The organism is Paenibacillus dendritiformis, assembly GCF_015845845.1.
Taxonomy (GTDB): Bacteria; Bacillota; Bacilli; order Paenibacillales; family Paenibacillaceae; genus Paenibacillus_B; species Paenibacillus_B dendritiformis_C.
This window is the reverse complement of the sequence record NZ_LDIG01000170.1, coordinates 36,466-52,059: the sequence shown is the minus strand read 5'-3', so window position 1 is coordinate 52,059 and position 15,594 is coordinate 36,466. Positions and strand designations below refer to the sequence as shown.

17 protein-coding genes are annotated in these 15,594 nt (G+C 55.3%); 6 read left to right on the top strand and 11 right to left on the bottom strand.

Going from position 1 to position 15,594, the window contains the following annotated elements; genetic code table 11:
• Nucleotides 1-3: 3 nt before the first annotated feature.
• From ABD76_RS17490 to ABD76_RS17475, 4 genes are read right to left on the bottom strand one after another with little or no spacing between them, the layout of a single operon-like run.
• Nucleotides 4-792: a 2,3-dihydro-2,3-dihydroxybenzoate dehydrogenase gene (locus ABD76_RS17490; RefSeq protein WP_197258499.1), complete on the bottom strand. Its 789-nt coding sequence runs from the start codon at nucleotides 790-792 to the stop codon at nucleotides 4-6.
• A gap of 13 nt (nucleotides 793-805) precedes the next feature.
• Entirely contained in the window at nucleotides 806-1,654 is an 849-nt protein-coding gene (locus tag ABD76_RS17485; protein WP_197258498.1) for an alpha/beta hydrolase, read from the bottom strand.
• Nucleotides 1,655-1,667: 13 nt separating this feature from the next.
• Entirely contained in the window at nucleotides 1,668-2,693 is a 1,026-nt protein-coding gene (locus tag ABD76_RS17480) for an ABC transporter substrate-binding protein (protein WP_338125131.1), read from the bottom strand.
• Between the two features lie 50 nt (nucleotides 2,694-2,743).
• On the bottom strand, nucleotides 2,744-3,952 hold the full coding sequence (locus tag ABD76_RS17475) for an ABC transporter substrate-binding protein (RefSeq protein ID WP_197258497.1): 1,209 nt from the start codon (nucleotides 3,950-3,952) through the stop codon (nucleotides 2,744-2,746).
• A gap of 306 nt (nucleotides 3,953-4,258) precedes the next feature.
• On the opposite strand from ABD76_RS17475, the gene ABD76_RS17470 reads away from it, so the two are divergent.
• A complete protein-coding gene (locus ABD76_RS17470) occupies nucleotides 4,259-5,344 on the top strand; it encodes a suppressor of fused domain protein (protein ID WP_197258496.1) in 1,086 nt (361 codons plus the stop codon).
• 119 nt (nucleotides 5,345-5,463) lie between these two features.
• Here the strand turns inward: ABD76_RS17470 and ABD76_RS17465 are convergent, their stop codons facing one another.
• The 3 genes from ABD76_RS17465 to ABD76_RS17455 all read right to left on the bottom strand — a co-directional run bounded on the left by ABD76_RS17465 (nucleotide 5,464) and on the right by ABD76_RS17455 (nucleotide 8,131).
• Nucleotides 5,464-6,660, bottom strand: a complete 1,197-nt coding sequence (locus ABD76_RS17465) for an MFS transporter (RefSeq protein WP_197258495.1) — start codon at nucleotides 6,658-6,660, stop codon at nucleotides 5,464-5,466.
• Between the two features lie 153 nt (nucleotides 6,661-6,813).
• The gene (locus ABD76_RS17460) at nucleotides 6,814-7,377 is read right to left on the bottom strand and encodes a hypothetical protein (RefSeq protein WP_197258494.1); all 564 of its coding nucleotides are present in this window, start codon (nucleotides 7,375-7,377) and stop codon (nucleotides 6,814-6,816) included.
• A gap of 145 nt (nucleotides 7,378-7,522) precedes the next feature.
• Nucleotides 7,523-8,131, bottom strand: coding sequence for a hypothetical protein (locus tag ABD76_RS17455; RefSeq protein ID WP_197258493.1), 609 nt, complete (start codon nucleotides 8,129-8,131; stop codon nucleotides 7,523-7,525).
• A gap of 463 nt (nucleotides 8,132-8,594) precedes the next feature.
• Between ABD76_RS17455 and ABD76_RS17450 the strand changes: the two genes are divergently transcribed.
• Both ABD76_RS17450 and ABD76_RS17445 read left to right on the top strand, forming a co-directional pair.
• On the top strand, nucleotides 8,595-9,038 hold the full coding sequence (locus ABD76_RS17450; protein ID WP_197258492.1) for an Rpn family recombination-promoting nuclease/putative transposase: 444 nt from the start codon (nucleotides 8,595-8,597) through the stop codon (nucleotides 9,036-9,038).
• Between the two features lie 19 nt (nucleotides 9,039-9,057).
• Entirely contained in the window at nucleotides 9,058-9,492 is a 435-nt protein-coding gene (locus ABD76_RS17445; RefSeq protein ID WP_197258491.1) for a PD-(D/E)XK nuclease family transposase, read from the top strand.
• An 85-nt stretch (nucleotides 9,493-9,577) separates the two neighbouring features.
• On the opposite strand, the gene ABD76_RS17440 is transcribed toward ABD76_RS17445, so the two are convergent.
• Entirely contained in the window at nucleotides 9,578-10,597 is a 1,020-nt protein-coding gene (locus ABD76_RS17440; RefSeq protein ID WP_197258490.1) for an AraC family transcriptional regulator, read from the bottom strand.
• Nucleotides 10,598-11,053: 456 nt separating this feature from the next.
• Nucleotides 11,054-11,734, bottom strand: coding sequence for a YdeI/OmpD-associated family protein (locus ABD76_RS17435; protein ID WP_197258489.1), 681 nt, complete (start codon nucleotides 11,732-11,734; stop codon nucleotides 11,054-11,056).
• Between the two features lie 149 nt (nucleotides 11,735-11,883).
• On the opposite strand from ABD76_RS17435, the gene ABD76_RS17430 reads away from it, so the two are divergent.
• The 3 genes from ABD76_RS17430 to ABD76_RS30980 all read left to right on the top strand — a co-directional run bounded on the left by ABD76_RS17430 (nucleotide 11,884) and on the right by ABD76_RS30980 (nucleotide 13,228).
• Nucleotides 11,884-12,285 (top strand): CHRD domain-containing protein, encoded by a 402-nt coding sequence (locus tag ABD76_RS17430; protein ID WP_197258508.1) that lies wholly within the window; start codon nucleotides 11,884-11,886, stop codon nucleotides 12,283-12,285.
• A gap of 92 nt (nucleotides 12,286-12,377) precedes the next feature.
• A complete protein-coding gene (locus ABD76_RS17425) occupies nucleotides 12,378-12,599 on the top strand; it encodes a hypothetical protein (RefSeq protein ID WP_197258488.1) in 222 nt (73 codons plus the stop codon).
• Nucleotides 12,600-12,889: 290 nt separating this feature from the next.
• The gene (locus ABD76_RS30980) at nucleotides 12,890-13,228 is read left to right on the top strand and encodes a DUF3885 domain-containing protein (RefSeq protein WP_420901955.1); all 339 of its coding nucleotides are present in this window, start codon (nucleotides 12,890-12,892) and stop codon (nucleotides 13,226-13,228) included.
• Nucleotides 13,229-13,306: 78 nt separating this feature from the next.
• Here ABD76_RS30980 and ABD76_RS17415 read toward each other — a convergent pair whose 3' ends face one another.
• Nucleotides 13,307-14,455: an ABC transporter permease gene (locus ABD76_RS17415; RefSeq protein WP_197258487.1), complete on the bottom strand. Its 1,149-nt coding sequence runs from the start codon at nucleotides 14,453-14,455 to the stop codon at nucleotides 13,307-13,309.
• Between the two features lies 1 nt (nucleotide 14,456).
• Nucleotides 14,457-15,581 carry an ABC transporter permease gene (locus ABD76_RS17410; protein ID WP_197258486.1) on the bottom strand — a complete coding sequence of 375 codons (1,125 nt, stop codon included), beginning with the start codon at nucleotides 15,579-15,581 and terminating at the stop codon, nucleotides 14,457-14,459.
• Nucleotides 15,582-15,594 lie beyond the last annotated feature (13 nt).

Here is a 15,594-nt window from a genome sequence, read left to right as displayed (position 1 = left end):
ATCTCAGCACCCCAAGGTCGCACCGCCATCGACGCACAATTCATGCATCGTAATATGCCGCGCCCGGTCGGATACGAGGAAGATCACCGCATCGGCAATGTCGGAGGGCATGGCCAGCTTGCGAAGCGGAATTCCCAAGCGGAACGCCTCCGGCGAACCGGCAATGACTGCCGCCGCGCCGTCCTCCCCGCTCCATAGCGCCCGCTGCATGTCCGTGTCCGTGGATCCGGGCGCTACGACATTGCAGCGGATATGGTTCCGGGCGTACTCCAGCCCGAGACATTTGGTGAACATGGCTGCTGCCGCTTTCGAAGCCGCATAGGCCGACATATGCATTCGCGGCACCCCGGCCGCGTTCGACCCCACGGTCACGATGGAGCCGGAACCGCGGAGCGCCATCCGGCCGGCGGCAGCCCGGGACACATAAAATACGCCGTTGACGTTGACCCTGAAGGTCTCCTCCCAATCCTCATCGCTAAGCGACTCGATGGGCCCTGGCCGCAGCAGCCCCGCTACATTGACGACAATCTCAATCGGCCCCAGCTCCTGTTCGATTCGCTCCACCGCTTCTTCCACGGCCGCCCGGTCACCCACGTCTGCCGGGTATGCCGCGGCACGGAAATTCCCCGCGCCGCTTAGCTCGGCGGCGAGCTTCTCGACGGCCGCGGCATTCCGATCGACGGCCGCGACGATGGCTCCGAGTCCGGCAAGCGCCCGCGCCACCGCTTCCCCGATGCCTTGGGCAGCCCCCGTAACCAATGCGACTTTTCCCTTGATTCCTGCGTGTTCCACCTTAGTCAACCCCTCATTGTTGCTCCGGATGCAGGGCAAACCGCAATGCCCGGCTGATCAGAATCGGCAGCACCGAGACATGCCCTTCATCTTCAAATTCTTTGTATACGGCGCTCACTCCCGAATCGGAGAGAGAAGACAGACGTTCCGCAAGCTCCCTGGCGCTGTCGCAATTGCGGGCGACATGGCTTTTCTCCTGTTCCCCGACTCCGAGCAGAAGCCGGACGTTGACGGGCTCTTCCCGCACACGGGCCGTGAATGTCCGCTCCTGTTCCAGCAAATATTCCTTGCTCCAATGGATGGACGGACTGCCTGCAATATAGTGCCGGAACGCTTCCGGCTTCGTAAACAGCGCATACAGCACGAACAGGCCGCCGAGAGAGTGCCCGAAAATCGCCTGCCGGTTCCGGTCAATCCGGAATTCGCTTGCGATCTGCGGCTTCAGCTCTTCCTCGATGAATTGGAGGAACGCCGCCGCCCCGCCTTGTTCAGGCAACTCTGCTCCATCGGATCTGCGCCTGTACTCCGTATTGGGAACCGGCGTGTAATCGTAAAAGCGATCCGGCGCATAGGAAGCCTCTGTCTCATAGCCAATTCCTACAATGATCGCCGGAGTCACTCCCGTCTTGTCGGGACGGCGGCTCTGCAGGCGCACCGCCTCGGCCATTGTTCCGAACACCGAGTTGCCGTCCAGCAAATAGATGACCGGATATCCAGCCGGAGGGGGCTCCCCCTCCGGCTGGGCCACGATAATCCGGTAGGTGCGGTTCTCGGCCCGCGAACGCAGCGTCCATTGCTCCGCGCGGGGAATCCCGACCTGGCGGCGCGAAAGATGATCAAGCGCATTCATGTTCCGTGTCATGTCATCCCCCCGCTCATTGCGTCAACAGCCGAACCGTGTCGTCAACGATTTTCTCGTAAGCGATAAGCCCGCTGCCAAGCCAGTATTTATTGCTCACTTCGTACACATGTCCCTGCTTGACGGCAGGAATGCTCTTCCAGATCGGACTTTCCATCATTTCTTTCATGCGTTCCGTCCCTTGGTTATAGGCATTGATGACAAAAATATAGTCCGCGTCCAATTCCGGAAGAATCTCCATGGATATGTTGGCGCTATTCTCTTTCCCTACGAGATCGGATATGCCAAGCCCCAGATCGCGGTGCACGACATAACCGCACAAGTATTGTCCGCCCATCAGGCTGACGCCTTTGTGGGCAAAGCGGATAATCGCCACCTTTTTCTCTCCGACCGCTTCCTTCAGCTTTTCCTGGGCTTGCTTCACTTTTTGCTGATAAGCCTGCAGCGCCTGATTGGCCTCCTCGCTTTTGCCGAGCAGGTCTCCTATGGCAGTGAGGGATTTCTCAATATTTCCGGAAGCATTTTTGAATACATAGGTTGGCGCAATCTTGGAGTAGGCTTCATAGTTCCCGTTCTGGGCATAGGTCTCTGTATGCAAAATAATCAGATCCGGATTGTAAGACATTAACGTCTCCGGTGATGGCAGCCCGGCCGAGAAATCAAGCTTCGGGACATCTTTCAATTCCTCTTGCAGGTAATCATGTCCGAGGCTTCCGTTGGACCATTGCGCGACCGGCTTGACGCCCAGCTTGAGCAAGGAGTCTTCCATATTGGGAGCGAAAATGTTCTTCGGGTCGGCAGGAATGGTGACTTCATGGCCAAGCTCGTCCATGACCGTCCGCTCCCCGGAAACCTTCGCGCCGCTGTCGTCCGCTGCGGCAGACACTTCCGAGGCGGTTGCGGAGCTTGGCTGGCCGGTAGGAGCGGCTTCGCTCTCCGCCATCGAGCAGGCCGTCAGCACGCTTCCCAGAAGCAGGCAGCACAGCAATCCCGATATGCGGGCCATGAAGCCGGACTTGGCATGAACTTGAGATTTTGACACGGTATATCTCCCCCTAAGTGATAATGATTCTCATTCGACCTGAGTATAGATCAGGTGGCGAAGGATTCACCATAGCCGATATCCAGAAAACCATTTGGACAATTTCCGGTAAACAGCAGCAAGGCTTCATCAAGCATCCGCATCATGGCGACGGCCGAATATTCGCACCACGGATCGGAGGCAATGGGATAGACATACCGGTTCTTTACCGCTCTCAGCTTCCGCCATTCGGGTGAATGCTGCAAGGCTAGCCAGAAGGCGCGAGAGGACGCTTCGGGACATACCAGGACCAGAATTCGGTCGGGGGCAAGCTCCGCCAATTGCTCCAATGTCAAAGGCGGACCGCTGGACGCGCCGCCCCGGCACGCGGATTTCAGCCTCAGATCGTGATAGAGCACTTCCTCCAGCCCGCGGTTCCCGTAAAAATGGATGCGGTGCCCATAGATGCGCAGAACGAGTATGTTGTCCTGGCCCAACACTTCGCCAATCTGCTTCCGGGCGGACTGAACCCTCTGTTCATAGCGCCCTATCCATTGCGCCGCCTTGTCTTCTCTATTTATAAAACGGCCAATCTTCCGCAGTTGATCTCGCCAACCGTCCTGCGCCGGCAGAATGAGAGAGGGAGCGATCTCCTTTACTTTCGTCTTCTCCAGGGAAGTGAGATGATCAGTGCCAATAATCGCATCGGGACGAGCTTGCACCAGCTTGTTCAGATTCACTTCGAACGAGCGATAGGCATAAGGAGCGGTAAGCATCAGATGGAATCGAATCTTCGTTCGCAAGGCGTGGTAGTAATGAGGCGTCCACTTCGGATCGAGCGGCGCCGCCACCGGCATGACATCCAGCGCAAGCAATTGCCCGATCAACGCAGAGGAGCAGGCGGCGATATGCCGCCTCGCGTTCTTCGCGAAGTCGGACGGAGACACGCCGACTTCTTTCTTGAATTTGCGGCTAAAGTAGAATTCATCCTTATACCCTACCTTCAAGGCAATATCCCGCAGACGCTCTCCAGTGTCAGTCAAATATCGCTTGGCGTGGTTCATGCGCACGGCCGTCAAGTAATCCATCGCGCTTAGGCCATAGGTTTTCTTGAAGAGATCGACAAAGTATTTGGGGCTGATATTGGCCATCCGCGCCAGTTGCCCGATCGACAGAGATTCGTCATAATGCCGATCCATAAATTCTTTGATCTCATTCAAGTTGGTTTTCCGGCCTCGGTCAGGCGTCCGCAATCTCGGCAGCTCTTTTTTTGAAACCACGGGGAACCTCCTTTTGCTAATATAAGATGAGCATGAAGCATGGGATGGAAGCTGCATCTCCCTGGTGATGATAATGATAATCATTATCATTAATTAAATTACCATAAGTATCCACCCCAGTCAATCAATTTATGGAAGAAACGTGGCCATGAAAATCGAATGAGATCGAAAGGACAGGAGTTGGAAAAAAGGAATTATCATTTCATAGCGGGCAGGATTGTATCTTCTCTGGCCGGATGCTATCCTATCTCCATATCCAATGAGCGGAAACAGATGGATATGGCATACCCGTTGCGAGGTGAAAAGATGAATAATATCCTTTTGGAAGAGTTCTCGCCCGTTTGCCCCATTCAAGCGTTTGTGGAGGAATATGAGGACTGCGTTTATTTTTATTTATGGAACTATCCGGGCGAGGAATATGCGAGCGTTCGTTCCTGCTGGGTCAGGAATTACGGCCCGGCGCCGGAGGCTCTCGACGTGGAAGCGATGGGCCAGGGCCGGGCTCCGATGCTGCCGCGAGACTGCTGCGCCCATCCCGGAGGGGCAGAGCGTCTCGATCCCGAGCAGTTGGCTGTCGTCTGGTTCGAGGAAGGCGATGCGGCCGCCCTGCTCTACCGGGACGAGATTGTGAGCGTCATCCCCGGATGGGCCGGTTCGTCCGCAGACGAACACCGTTATCCCGGCTATGCAAGGGACTGCATCGGGGAGTCGAATCTGTGCTTCCCGCTGGGGACGCCGGATTCCAACGCATTGTTCCGGCGCATCGAGCTCGCCAAGGAGTTCTGGCAGAGCTGGGACGAGCATACATGGGCAGGCTTGCAGCAGCAGTATCTGGAGGCTATCGAATCCGGACTCGGTCCCGTGGCGAACTACTACGCCATCGACGGCGGCCATTGGCCTCCGCGGGCCATGGTGACGATCGAACGAGACGATGTCACGTATGTCGTGACGCTGGGGGTATCCATTCTGCCGCAGCCGAAGGTGGAGCAATATACGGAGACGCCGGAGCTGCTGCGGAGGTTCGAGTTCGCCTTCGCCTGCGATTCGCGATGGCTGGGCGAGCATGGGAAGCCGATGCTGCAGTACATTAGCGGGCAGGCCAATCTGCCCTGGACCTATCTTACGTTCGTCGCCAATGGACATACGATTCCGTGCGGCGAGATTGGCCTTGGTCACGAGCGCTTCGCCGCGGTGGCGCTTGCGCAGCCGCCGCATGCGCCGGCTGTAGCCCTTCCGGAGATCGGCGGCGATCCGGTCAATCTGCTCTGGATGATTCCGATTACGGAGGAAGAACGGCACTATGCCAAGGAAAAGGGCACGGAGCGCTTGTTCGAGCGCGCGTCCAACCCGGAGGAATGGATATTCAACGGGGAAGCCAAATTCTCGTTATAATCGAAGACGCTCCATCGAACGCAGCATATTTTGTGCTCGATGGGGCGTCGCTGCGTTATGCCGGCAGCATCAAGCGCGCGCGCCATTTTGCCGCCGCTCATGGCTCATGGGCGCATGCGTCAGGCGGCCGTCTCCGGTTGCGCCCCGCCGGGATTGGGCAGGAAGCAAAGACAGAGGAAGGCGGTCAGCGCCATTCCTCCGCTTGCCGCCACCGACACGGCGAAGGCGCGGACATAATCGGGCAAGGCCGCTTCGCCGGGACCCAGCGAGGCGGAGAACACGATGCCGATGAGCGCCACTCCAAGCGAATTGGCCAACAGGAGACAACTGGCCCCGACGGTCAGCGCGCCTATTTTCAACACGGGCAGCCCCCAGCGCCGGACGATGCGGGCCGACAGCAGCGAAGTCAGGAAGAGGCCTGTGCCCAAAGGCAGGAATACGAGACTGGCATACTGCACATCCCGGTGCAGCCCGTACTGCACGTAATACCTTACGATAAAGAAAAAGGAAAACAGGCTGAGGTAGATGACAACGACAGCCGCCATCCCCGTGCGGAAAGAGCGATGCTTGAAGATAGACAAATCGACGAGCGGGACCGCCCCGCGCTTCCGCTTCCGCAATTCTACCATGACAAAGGCCGCGAGCAGCGGCAGCGCGGCCAGGAGACAGAGCCAGATCCATGCCGTCCATCCTTGCTTCTGCCCTTCGGACAACGGATAGACAATCAGGAACAATCCGCCCATAAGCAGGACAGTCCCGGCCCAATCTAGGCCGTGCGCCGGCTCCCCCCGCGACTCGGGAATCATCGGCAGCAGCAGCAGAACGAGAAGCCCGAACGGCACATTGAAAAAGAACACGGTCCGCCAGCCGAGATCGAACAGATTCCAATTGACGAGAACTCCGCCCAGAATCAGGCCGCTGGCGAAGCCGAAGCCGATCATGGCGCCGTACACGCCGAACGCGAGCGGCTTCTCCCGCTGGGTGAAGCTGACCTGCATGATGGACAGCACCTGGGGCTGAATAAAAGCCGCGGCCAGCCCCTGCACGATCCGTATGGCAATAAGAAGCGCCGGCTCCGAAGTCAAGCCGCCTAGCGCAGCCATGAGCGTGAACCCGCTCACGATTAGTTGGGCCTCCGCGAAGCTGGCATGAAGGCTGCGCTGCATAGACGGCAGGGCGACCTGTATCATATACGTATTCAACGAAATCAGCAGCGTCGGCAGCAAAATGACCGCTAGCGCATACCAGCGGCGCGGATTCGCCTGCTGCTCCGGCTTATCCTCCGTTGATAATGTGGCCGTTAGTGGTGTGGGCATCGCAATTCCTCCTTTTACCGCATCCGTAATCATGCATAGGGCGAACACCCCGTCACGGCTTAAAGGGGTTGACTTCAGCTTGTCCCAAGTTGTGGCTCCGATCCAACGAAGGCGCAGCCCAGGGCACTGCGATAAAAATATGGCGCATCTCCGTCATGCCAGCTCTTCCTGGGCGACCTCGGTCTCCAGTCCCGAGGTGTTCACGACAGTGATGCCCAACGCATCGAATCCGTTGCGCTTCGCTTCCTCGAAGCTGCAGCGTTCCCCGCTAATCAGCTCCAACCGCCCTTCCTCATCCACATCTTCCGCAAATTCCTCGTCCCAATCGACAATATAAAAAACGGTGATGCGAATCTCGAACGTATCCTCCCCATCGGGATCGATATACGGAAGGAGGAGCTGCGTCCGTCCGTTCCGCTGCTCGTCCGAATACGTGTCGCACAGCATCGCATCATACCCGTGCTTGCAGCCGTCAAACAGGACGTACCGTTGGCCGGTAACGACATCCTCGGCGACGATCAGTTGAGGCGCGAACTCGGTTGCCGTAATTAACTCGTCCATCAGTTCCCCGTAGTAGAATAAATAAAATTGGGTATGGCCCTTCGGAGTCCGGAGCTTGCCCGTCCATTCCTCCTCTCTCCAAGCTTCCGGATTTACTGGCACGGTAATTCCTTCGAGATAGGCCGGTCCCGGTCTGTATTGATGCTGAACCGTCATGGGTGCACATCCTTTCCCTGTTCCATGGATAGGGTGACCAGCTTGGCTTCCGCATTCACATCCAGCTTCACGCGGATGCCCAGCACAATCCCCAGTTCGGCGCCTATTTTCATCTCGATTCCTCCATTGCTGTCTTTTAAGTCTTTCAAGCATCCTTATGCAGCAGTCCGCGCAGCGTCTTGACCATGGCCGCTCTGTTTTTGGCCTCTTTCATATAGGCAGGCAGCGTATGCGAAGCCGTCCGCATCATGCCGGCGCCCGGCTTCTCCCGCAGATCGGCCGATATGTAATCAATTAGATAGAGGAGGTGGTCCCGGTTCAGCGCCCATACCGGCTTGCCGCGGAACATGTCGAGATAATACAGCTCCAAATGGAATACCGGGTCGCGTCCTTGACGGATATCGGGATAATACCCTCTGCAAGTCAGCGTCCTGCGCAGCGGAACTTGATTCAGGGCAGTGCAGTGAGGACATCGGATATGAATCATGCGTTGCGCAAGCTGCTTCCTGTCCGCCACTTCCTCGTTGAACCATCTCTCGCACGCTTCGCATACTCCGCTGGCCGCATACCGGTATGCTTGAGGCTCCTTCTCATGGTAGAAGCATGCCGTCCACCTTGCCTCTCTCCGCTGCTCTCCCTGGCAGATGAAAGCGAGCCCGCCGCATTGCGGACATTTCACCGCCACTTGCTCACCGCGATAGAGCACGGCGCCGAAGGCATATTTGTATCCCGGTTCTTCCCGGAAACGTTCCATTGCCGGCCTTCCTCCTTCCGATCGGTTGCCGAACGTATATACAGAAAAAAGTATATGACACCCGCCGTCCGCAGCACAAAGACCTGCCGTACCAGAATACAATCGGCTTTTTTCCGATGGAAAGCGGCCTTTTCGCGAAATGTTTGCAATAGGCGGCAAGTTGCTGTACAAAAGCTTATCCTCCGCTTGATATCTGTTTAGCTATGTTTGTTTAAAAGTGATAAATCGATGGTGAAGGAATCTTTAATCCCATTACATCGCCCCAATGCCTAATATGTGATATTATGGAAGCAAACCAATTTTAGCTGCCAACGTATGGAATATGCAGGAACACAATAGCCAAGCCGCGAAGCACGCGCTTTCCGAGTCTCCTTGATAATCAGGAGAAGCGGAGGGGGCGTGCTTTTTACATATATCCCTAATGGGATGGCAGTCAAATATGATACAATGAGGAGGAGACAAGGTGAAAACGGCAGATGTGCAGCAGTTACACAGACTTAACCCGAAAAACGATTTTCTGTTTAAGCGCCTGTTTGGCGAAAAGGAAGGCAAACGCTTGCTAATTGGCTTGCTAAATGCCATCCTCCGGCGCGAGGGCGCACAGATGATCACCGATGTGTCTATTATAGAAGATACAAAGCTCGCCCGTGAGTTAGTGGAAGATAAGGAAGCGGTGCTGGATATTTTATGTGAGGTCGATGGCCGTGAAAAAGTAAATGTCGAAATGCAAGTGCGCCGCTTTGTCCGAATGGACTATCGAAGTTTATTCTATGTCGGCAAGCTGCTGACCGAATCGCTTCATCACGGGGATCCTTATGACCGTTTGCAGCGTTCCATAGGCGTAAATATTCTCGACCATCACTATCTTCCCCTGAAGAAGTATCATAGCACCTTTCATTTTATATGAGGATGAAGAGCGCAGCTATATGCTGACCGACATATTGGAACTCCATTTTATCGAATGCCCGAAATTCCGGCGCCTGCCCTTTGATATCCGCGATCCCTTGCATCGCTGGCTGCGGTTTTTGGATCAACAGACAACAACCGAACAATTGGAGGAGTTGATGATGGTGGATGAGCTGTTTAAGGAAGCCGAGGCCCGTCTCTCGTATTTGGCGAGCGACGAGGAGACAAGACGGCGTTATGCCCTGCGGGAAAAGGCGCTGCATGATCGCGCCAGCCTGCTGAACGATGCGCGTACAGCCGGGATTGAAGAAGGGATTAACAACACAGCATTAAATATGTTGAAGGAAGGACTTGATGCCGCCCTTATCTGCCGCATAACAGGGCTTGATGCTGCCCAGATTGAACGGTTGAAAGAAAAAAGGATGTGCAAGCCGGAAACGAACGGGCAGGAGTAGAGCACATAAACGTCAAGCAGGTTGCCGCGGCAGCCTGCTTATTTTTTGGGGAAGATACATCGGAAGCTGGCTTGAAGCCTCACCCTCACCCGTTTTCTGCATCGCGCTGCTCTCGCTCTGCGCCCAACCGCTCCAGCCGCTTCCTGTATTCGCTCGGATTGCAGCCGTAATGCTTGCGGAACGCAGCCGTAAAATTGCTTGCATTGCTGTAGCCGACAGCGACCGCGGCCTCGCTTACATTCATCCGCTCGGCTTCCATATACCGCAAAGCCTTCTCCATCCGCTCCTTGCGCACCAGCTCGAATACCGTCATGCCGAACAGCTCGCGGAAGCCGGTCTTCAGCTTGAATTCATTCAGCCCGGACTGTCTCGCCAGTTGCCGGATGGAGATCGGCTGCTCGCAATGGTCGAGGACAAGCTGCCTGGCTTCGCGCAGCTTGATGATATCGTCGCGGCTCACGGTGCGCTGACCGCCCGTCACATCGAGCCCGTCCGCTTCGCCGAACAGGGCGATGAACTCCATCGCCTTGCTCTCCATATATAAGCGCTTCATCGTGCCTTGATACGTGCAATGGAGCAGATCCAGCACGCATTTGCGGATGGCCGGGGAATCCGGATACGTATCGATGCGCCCTTGATAGCGCCGCAGCCAGGTCTCCATTTTCTGCTTCTCCGCTGCATCCCCCGCGTACCGGAACAATTCTTCCGGAGACAACCGGATCTCCAGCAACTGATGCCGGTGCCCGGCCTTCTTCTCTTCATATACTTGAATATCCTCCAGGAACAAAACATTTCCTGTCTGTTTCTCCGTTAGGCATTCCTTGCCGCCCCACTCGCAGTAAATCTCCCCGCTGACGCAATAGCTTAGCTCGAACAGCTGGCAGGCCTCCTGAATGCGAAGAATCATATTTTGCTTGTACGTCACGTCCGTCATGATAATCTCCATGCCCGGACGAATCCGCAGCAGCCTAATCGATCCGGTGCCGACATGAGAAGGGAGGGCAAGCTGCTGCTCCCAAGCTGTATGTTGAATCCGGCCGTTCACCGCTTCAGAGAACCGATCAAAATAATCATGAACCTCCGTAACCAATACATCCAGAGCCATCATGCACCTCCTCTCCACGGAATGAGAATGATTATCACTCACTCGATCATTGTACGGGTTTTGATGCTGCTTTTCAACCATGCCATGATATCGCGCAGCTCGCCCCGACAGCTTGCTTAGGGCGAAACTGTTTGCTGTTCAGCATCGTCTATTTAGATATAAGCTTGATGAAACGCGACGCAAGACGATGGAGGGAGATAAAGGATGAAGCTTATCGCTCGATTGCTGTTCATCGCCGGGGGAGCGGCAATTCTCGCCGGTTGCGCACAAGACGAACGTCCCGCCATTCCATCGGACACGGGACGAAGCCCGGCGGCAACAGCTATTGCCAAAATATCATTTCCTATCCGTCTCTGTAGTCGTGGATGGCGTCCATCCTCAGGCTGGAACTGTCATCCTGGAACTGTCATCACTGCAAAATGAACCGGAGGCGGCTGGTTTGCCGCCTCCGCGCTCTTATTTTTTGTTTCTTCTGTATATATCTATCGACTTATAGCCCTCGGCCAGCACGGTTTTCATTTCGGCCAGTCTTTTGTCCTGCGTTTCCTTCTTCTTCGCGCTGTATACATACCGCGCCCAGTCTTTCTGGTAGCCGGGAGTCAATTGATTGTACTGGCGTGCGATTTCCTCGTCGTGCTGCAAATAAGCCTTGATATCTTCCACACGGTCGACATAATCATCCACGCGTTGGCTCGGTTTCGTTGCGGCTGAGCTCGCCGCCTTCTTCGCCTGGGATTTCAATCCGATGACGGTAAACACGTCGTTCAGGCTCACCATGCGGGCAAACTTAATCGGGCTGCCCCCTATATATCCATCCTCATCCATAGGGACTTCGGCGAAGAAGCTGTCCCGCTCAATATATTCCGCGTACTTCGGATTATTTTTCTTCGGATAGGCGAAGAACAGATACCCGCCCTCTTCGAGCAGTTGCCGTTCAATCACCTGATTCAACTGACTCGCGAACTCCTCCAAGTTGAAGATGAACGTAAAAATGAGACTGTACTTCTCTTTGACCGCCGACGTGTCGTACTCCAGCTCGTCGAAATCGGCGATATCGTCCGGCTTGCCCAAAATCAGCTTCGTCGGATATTTGCGGAGGTTTAATTTATCAATAATGGTCTTCTCGGAGTTGTTCATGGCTGTATCCCCCTTTACGATGCGAAAAGCATGTCTGTCGACTATTGTAGCATTGTTGACTCCGAAATCATATTCTTGGGCGAACATACAAACCATTTTTATGACCTAAGGCATACGCTGTAAAATCGATAAGAAAGGGGCGAGGACTTATTAGAACATTCAGGGCAATCCTATCGGGGCGAAATGAAGTGCCTCCTGTAAGAACGATAGCTTCAGGAAATGCGGTGTTTCAGCTCAGCAGCAATCGCACTCAGTTACGATTCCGGCTGGTGATCCGAAATATTAACCGGGTGACCCAAGCCCATATTCATCTGGGCAGAAGAGGGCAGAACGGTCCCATCGTAGCCTTCCTGTTCGGTCCGTCCAAATTTGGCATCTCGGTAAGGAGAGGAGTCATCCAGGGTATCCTGACGAGCCGGGATTTAGTCGGCCCTCTCAAAGGCAAAACGATTCGCGACCTCATTCGTGAGATCGAAAGAGGGAACGCCTATGTCAACGTCCATACCATACAATTTCCAGACGGAGAAATTCGCGGTCAAATCACCCGCTAATAGATGCAGTAAGCAAGCCTATGTCGCTGACATGGGCTATTTTCATGTCTAAGGGCCGTACCATATCCAAGCCGAGGGGATGCGCCAATATTTTGATTCGTCAGTTGCTTTGCGTTTTGCAGATGCAATTCCGCGTGTTCCTGCCACCGTATGATGTTTTCGATTACGGGCTTGTAGGCTGCCGGAGCGGCATCTCTCATGACAAGCAGACCGGAACGCACTTCGCGATCCAGCCGCTCTGCGTTTTGGATGCAGGCAACCAGGGTTTCGACAAGGGACGGCGCGCTCTCTCCGTTCAGCAATCTTTGAGCTGACCCGGTCGCAGTCACCCGATGATAAGAGGCGGGGACAAGACTGGCATGCATTTCTGAATTTCCTTCTAAATCTTGCGTTTCGGGTATATGAAACAACTGCGTGCTTATGGAACAGACCATCTGTTCACCATACAGACTGTTATATAATTCGGTTACTGCAGATTGCCACATCTCATTTTGTCTCAATCATAACACCTTCCCGGCAATTGATAGGCGGATATCCTGTTATATCGTATGCCGGTTAGCATGACTTGCTACTGCATCGCGGCTTTCCGCATTATCTCTTATAAATGGAAGGAAGCCTTCCCTCTCGCTGGAACTGCGGCATCCGCTTCGAAATCGCGATCCCGCGGGCAGATCATGAAGAGCCCTGCAATCTTCGGCAGATCAAAGAAAGAAGCATTGGAACGATCAATAAGACGAAGCAAATCATTTACCATCTCTATGATGATCGGGGGTGCGACGTCCTCTGCGCTGCCTTGGATCCGCTGCGGCCGCTCTATGAAGAGTTCAACGATTGGATATTGGAATATGACCGGGAAAAAAATAGAGGCTCTATTCCAGTAGAGCAGGTGCCTGCGATACAGTTCCATTTTCGACGCATGTTCAATCATACCTTCCCCATATGAAAAAGAGGGGCTTATCCACCCCTCTTGCGATGTTATCTCTACGCGGCGACGAGTTCTCGCTGCCGCCCCGGCTTCCGCTTACACGAACTGCCGGATGTCGTTGTTGCGGCCGAAGCGAAGGATCGCGATGAGCGCGAAGACCGCGGCGAAGCCGATCAGAATCGCCATATTCAGAGACAAGCTGCCAAGCGGAACGCCTTGCTGAAGTTTATTGATCATGTCCAACAGCCAGTGCTGCGGCATAAAGTGCGAGATTTTGCGCATCGTGTCCGGCATGATATCCATTGGGAAGAAGCAGCCGGCGAGCAGGCATGACGGCGTAATGATCAGATTTTGCAGGGCGCCGGCGCCCGCGCTGCTCTTCGAGAACGCGACGATCAAGAGCGAGAGACTGATAGCCGCCAAAGCGAACAGGAACAGTGCCGCGATCATATTGCCGTATGGGATGCCCGAGTCAATATGGAGAATATTCTTCATCACGATCAGCGTGACCGTAATCTGCAGCAGCATAATGACGACATTGACGGCCACGTTCGAGAGCACGTACGTCCTCGCCGAGACGGGGGCGGACAGCAGCCGCAGGAATGTACGGTTCTCTTTCTCCTTCAGAATCATCTCCGACATGCTGACCGCGGAGTACATCATGAACGCGACGAGGAAGCCTATCGATTGATACGTCATCGACTTCAGGTTCGACGTATCCTCCAGCGTCTCGGCCGTCACCTGGAACCGCTGCTGGCTGTATCCGGCATAGATGGTGTCGAACCGGGCATCATCGCCTCCCGCACTGCGGCCAATCGCGGCCACGTTGCCGACATAGCCCTGAAGCATCGCCTTGACATAGGCGGTGACCTGCGCCCCCTTCACGGAGATAATGTCCAGATGATCCGGCCGGCCGGTCCGCACGCTTGCGGCGAACCCTTCGCCGAACACGATGCCGCTGTCCAGCTTGCCTGCCGCGATATCGCGCTTCATCGCCGCTTCATCCATGACCGTGACCTTGATCTGATTCAAGCCTTCCAGGAAGCGGATGGCATCCTGCGTAATCGCCTGATTGCCGTCCAGGTTGAGCATGCCGACGCGGAGCGTCCCGCTGCTATTGTTCGCGTACAGCATCATCGACACCAGCACGCCCAAGACGGGCAGGCCGAAGTAGACGATCCAGTTCTTTTTGTTGCGGAACGTCTCGGTCATTGTTTTGCGGATAAGCCATATCACTTCGCTCATATTATAACGCCTCCCGTCTTCGCATAGAGATGACCGCGATCAAGAGAAAAAGAGCCGCAATGCCGGTATTCAAACCAATAGCCGGCCACCCTGCGGCCGCATTGCCGGCGTAGATGATCTCCGTCAAGGCCGTATTGGCCCAACGCAGGGGGGACAGATTGGTGAGCCAGGTCATGAAGCCCTCCGTCTCTCCAATCGGAAAATACGCCCCGCCGAGAAACGAAGCCACCTGCGTAAACATCATGACGATGCCTTGAGAGCCCTCGCCCTGAAACAGGAAGCTGACCGCGAGTCCCAAGCTGACCGCGAGCAGCACCTCGGTCAACAGCAAGAGAAAGATCATGCCGTAATGCGTGCCCCAATCGGCATGGAAGGCGAATTTGCTGAACAGGACGACCAGCAGGACGCACAGCAGATTGATCAACGTGCTCCCGATAACTTTTCCGATAAATATCTCGCCTTTGCCGATGGGAGCCGCCATTAAGCGAATCGACGTATGGCGGATGCGCTCGCCGCGGAACAGATTACTGGACGAGAAGACCGAGTAGAGCGCGATCATCGTCGTCATCGCAATGGCGTAGTACCCGAAGGAGTCCGGACGCTTATCCGGATTCAGCGTAGTCTCGCGGATGAAATCGCCGCTCTCCCCGGCCCCGCCGACGATTGACCGGGCTGCCGCCGGATCCGTATGGAAAGCCGCGGCCATCAGTGAGTAGCGGTCGGCGAACGCAGTCAGCATCCCCTGAATAATGTTGCTCTCGATCGTATTCTTGCTGCTTCCATAGAACTTGATCCCGTCGCCGTCCAGTTCCGCATAAGCGGTAAAGCGGTTCGCGCGGACCTCCTCCTGTCCGTTCATGCCGGCGGTGGCCTGCACGACCTCGACGCCTTCCTGCTCAATCGCCTGCACGAACCGGTTCCAGGCTGCCGTTCCTTGCGAATCGGTCCATTCATTGCGGACGAGCAGCCGCAGACCGTCGATCTCTACGCCGTCCGTGAACGCGTTCGTGAGCGCGGCCCCAAGAATCAGCATCAATACGATCGGCAGGGCGAGCATAAACACAAAGGTTCGGGTATTGCGGATATTGGATTTGATTTCTTTGAGTGCGATATTCCAAATGTTCATGCCGGCTTTCCCC

What these genes read in the sequence shown, in the direction of transcription:
- ABD76_RS17485 (WP_197258498.1), bottom strand. Translation starts at nt 1,654, where the DNA reads ATGACACGGAACATGAATGCGCTTGATCATCTTTCGCGCCGCCAGGTC.
- ABD76_RS17470 (WP_197258496.1), top strand. Translation starts at nt 4,259, where the DNA reads ATGAATAATATCCTTTTGGAAGAGTTCTCGCCCGTTTGCCCCATTCAA.
- ABD76_RS17465 (WP_197258495.1), bottom strand. Translation starts at nt 6,660, where the DNA reads ATGCCCACACCACTAACGGCCACATTATCAACGGAGGATAAGCCGGAG.
- ABD76_RS17460 (WP_197258494.1), bottom strand. Translation starts at nt 7,377, where the DNA reads ATGACGGTTCAGCATCAATACAGACCGGGACCGGCCTATCTCGAAGGA.
- ABD76_RS17455 (WP_197258493.1), bottom strand. Translation starts at nt 8,131, where the DNA reads ATGGAACGTTTCCGGGAAGAACCGGGATACAAATATGCCTTCGGCGCC.
- ABD76_RS17445 (WP_197258491.1), top strand. Translation starts at nt 9,058, where the DNA reads ATGCTGACCGACATATTGGAACTCCATTTTATCGAATGCCCGAAATTC.
- ABD76_RS17440 (WP_197258490.1), bottom strand. Translation starts at nt 10,597, where the DNA reads ATGGCTCTGGATGTATTGGTTACGGAGGTTCATGATTATTTTGATCGG.
- ABD76_RS17435 (WP_197258489.1), bottom strand. Translation starts at nt 11,734, where the DNA reads ATGAACAACTCCGAGAAGACCATTATTGATAAATTAAACCTCCGCAAA.
- ABD76_RS30980 (WP_420901955.1), top strand. Translation starts at nt 12,890, where the DNA reads ATGGAAGGAAGCCTTCCCTCTCGCTGGAACTGCGGCATCCGCTTCGAA.
- ABD76_RS17415 (WP_197258487.1), bottom strand. Translation starts at nt 14,455, where the DNA reads ATGAGCGAAGTGATATGGCTTATCCGCAAAACAATGACCGAGACGTTC.
- ABD76_RS17410 (WP_197258486.1), bottom strand. Translation starts at nt 15,581, where the DNA reads ATGAACATTTGGAATATCGCACTCAAAGAAATCAAATCCAATATCCGC.